General features: G+C 64.2%; 4 protein-coding genes and 2 pseudogenes. 4 read left to right on the top strand and 2 right to left on the bottom strand.

Annotated elements, in window-relative coordinates:
- The 4 genes and pseudogenes from VKI00_RS20570 to VKI00_RS33870 all read left to right on the top strand — a co-directional run.
- The coding region (locus VKI00_RS20570) for a hypothetical protein (RefSeq protein WP_324440674.1) at positions 1–232 on the top strand (232 nt) is incomplete at its 5' end.
- A complete protein-coding gene (locus VKI00_RS20565) occupies positions 187–1,026 on the top strand; it encodes a dihydroxy-acid dehydratase (protein ID WP_324440672.1) in 840 nt (279 codons plus the stop codon). The genes VKI00_RS20570 and VKI00_RS20565, both read left to right, overlap by 46 nt.
- A gap of 65 nt (positions 1,027–1,091) precedes the next feature.
- Positions 1,092–1,808, top strand: a complete 717-nt coding sequence (locus VKI00_RS20560; protein WP_324440670.1) for a ribonuclease activity regulator RraA — start codon at positions 1,092–1,094, stop codon at positions 1,806–1,808.
- 108 nt (positions 1,809–1,916) lie between these two features.
- A pseudogene (locus tag VKI00_RS33870) lies at positions 1,917–2,153 on the top strand (hypothetical protein); the annotation flags it as partial.
- On the opposite strand, the gene VKI00_RS20555 reads toward VKI00_RS33870, so the two are convergent.
- A complete protein-coding gene (locus tag VKI00_RS20555; protein ID WP_324440676.1) occupies positions 2,100–2,300 on the bottom strand; it encodes a hypothetical protein in 201 nt (66 codons plus the stop codon). The pseudogene VKI00_RS33870 and the gene VKI00_RS20555 overlap by 54 nt on opposite strands.
- Positions 2,287–2,585: pseudogene (locus VKI00_RS20550) on the bottom strand (transposase); the annotation flags it as partial. The pseudogene VKI00_RS20550 and the gene VKI00_RS20555, both read right to left, overlap by 14 nt.

The raw sequence follows: 2,585 nt of genomic DNA, 5'->3' as shown, positions 1-2,585 counted from the left end.
GCGCAAGATCGTCTGGACCGACGGGAAACGACTCTCGATCGAGGAGGCGGCGGAACGCCTCCACGCCGAGCATCCGGACATACCCCGCGACCTAATCGAAACTCACGTGTTCGGTTGGCTGGAAAACTGCGCGCCAGAATTCTACACCGACGAACAGATGGAGGAATTCGACCAGCTCATGGAGCCGTGGCTCGAAGACTACGAGCGCAAGCGATCGGCCGGCGGAAAGTAGCCGAGAACTCGGCACTCTCCAGCTTCTACTACGCCGGCGGCATCTGCGGCCTGATGGGCCGGATCCGGGAGCACCTGCACCTCGACTGCGTGACCGTTACCGGCAAGACGGTCGGCGAGAACGTCGAGGGTGCCGAGGTGTTCAACGATGACGTCATCCGCACCGTGTCCAACCCGATCTACGGCGAAGGGTCACTGGCGGTTCTGTACGGCAATCTTGCGCCTGATGGCTGCGTGATCAAGCCAGCGGCAATGGACCAGCGCTTCCTGAAGCACTCCGGCCCGGCATTGGTCTTCGACGACTATCCGTCGATGAAGAAGGCCGTGGATGATGAAGATCTCGACGTGACCGCCGACCATGTGCTGGTGCTGCGCAACGCCGGCCCGCAGGGCGGCCCGGGCATGCCGGAGTGGGGCATGCTGCCGATGCCCAAGAAGCTGCTGAAACAGGGGCATCGCGACATGCTGCGGATGTCCGACGCACGCATGAGCGGCACCAGCTACGGCGCCTGCGTCCTGCATGTCAGCCCCGAGAGCTACATCGGTGGCCCGCTCGCTCTGCTGCGCAACGGAGACATCGTCGCGATCGACGTGAATGCGCGCGCCATCAACATGAATGTGTCGGACGAAGAGTTGGCTCAGCGCCGGGCAGAGTGGCAGCGGCCGGCACCGCGTTTCGAGCGTGGCTACGGCTGGATGTTCAGTCAGCACATTCGCCAGGCCAACGAAGGTTGCGACTTCGATTTCCTGCGCACCGATTTCGGCGCGCCGGTCGCGGAACCCCCGATCTACTAGCGCGGTCTGTCAGGTCAGCTCGCCCCTACGCGTCGATCGTCCACCAACAACAGGGAGAAGCCGTCATGCCCCTCAAGCCCGAGACACGCGACAAGCTCAAGGGCGTCAGCACTGCGACACTGGCGACCGCGCTCTACAAGCGTGGTTTGCGCAGCCAGATGATCCAGGATGTCCACCCGCTGAGCCCGCCCAAGGAGACCATGGTCGGCGAGGCTTTCACGCTCCGCTACATGCCCGCGCGCGAGGACCTGAATCCGATAACCGTCTTCCGCGACCGCGAGCATCCGCAGCGCAGCGCGGTGGAGGAGGCGCCGCCGGGCTCCATTCTCGTGATGGACAGCCGCAAGGACGCGCGAGCCGCATCGGCGGGCGGCATCTTGGTCACCCGGTTGATGAAACGCGGCGTTGCCGGCGTGGTGACGGACGGCGGCTTTCGGGACTCCGCGGAGATCGCCACCCTCGACATCCCGGCCTACCACAACCGGCCGAGCGCACCTACCAACCTGACACTGCACCAGGCGATCGACATCAACGTCCCGATCGGCTGCGGGGATGCCCCGGTGTTCCCGGGCGACGTGCTGGTCGGTGACGCGGACGGTGTCATCGTTCTGCCCGCGCACCTGGTTGACGAATTGGCCGACGAGGCCGTCGAGATGACCGTGTTCGAGGACTTCGTTATCGAGGAGGTCCGCCGAGGCCGCTCGATCCTGGGCCTGTACCCGGCGACCGACGAGCAGACGCTGACCGACTTTGCCGCCTGGCGGAAGCAGAAGGGCCGCTAACGAAGCCGATCCGCCCTTGGATCGGCGGAGTTCCAGTCGCCAGGGAGCCGATCAACGGGGAAGGTCGAGAGCGGCCGGCGTGCTCGCGACAAAAACAAATGACAAAACATGGGGACGGAACATGAGTGGCGCAGGCGAAATAAAGTCGCAGTGGTGGGCCATCGGCGGCTCCCTGATGGCCGGGCTGTTCGTGCGTATCTGGACCGCACGAACCTATCGGTCGGTATTACCGCGGTCTCGCGCGATCTGGGCTTCGCCGGCAACGACTTCCCGGTCATCTCGAGTTGGGCACTAACCATCTTCCTGATCGGTTACGCGCTGGCCAACATCTTCGGCGGCTTCATCACCCGCAGGTTGGACCCGAAGCCCGTGGTCATCACCTGCTTTGCCGTGTGGTCGGTCGCCACACCTCGCGACGCGCTCGTAGATCTCTCGCGCGGTGCGCACCTCGGCCACGTTGGTAATCATCGGCAGCAGTACGCTTTGCCACACGGTCGGCGGCATAAGCGCTATCGGCGAAGACCCGCTCGACGAACGGCAGCAGCGGTCGTGAAGCCCGCAGCAAATCGATTGCGCCATCCCGATCCTGGACTGAGGCTGCATGAACCTGGAGTATCACTCCTCGGCCATCGGTATCGACCATGACATGACGCTTGCGCCCGTTGATTTTCTTTCCCGCATCATATCCCCGCGGGCCACCCGCCTCGGTGGTCTTGACGCTTTGGCTGTCGATGACCGCCGCACTGGGGCTGGCCTCACGGCCGACACGCTCTCGAT

This window comes from Mycobacterium sp. (assembly GCF_035314665.1).
Classification (GTDB): domain Bacteria; phylum Actinomycetota; class Actinomycetes; order Mycobacteriales; family Mycobacteriaceae; genus Mycobacterium.
Note: the sequence above shows the minus strand (reverse complement) of the source record. Positions and strands in the feature narration are given on the sequence as shown.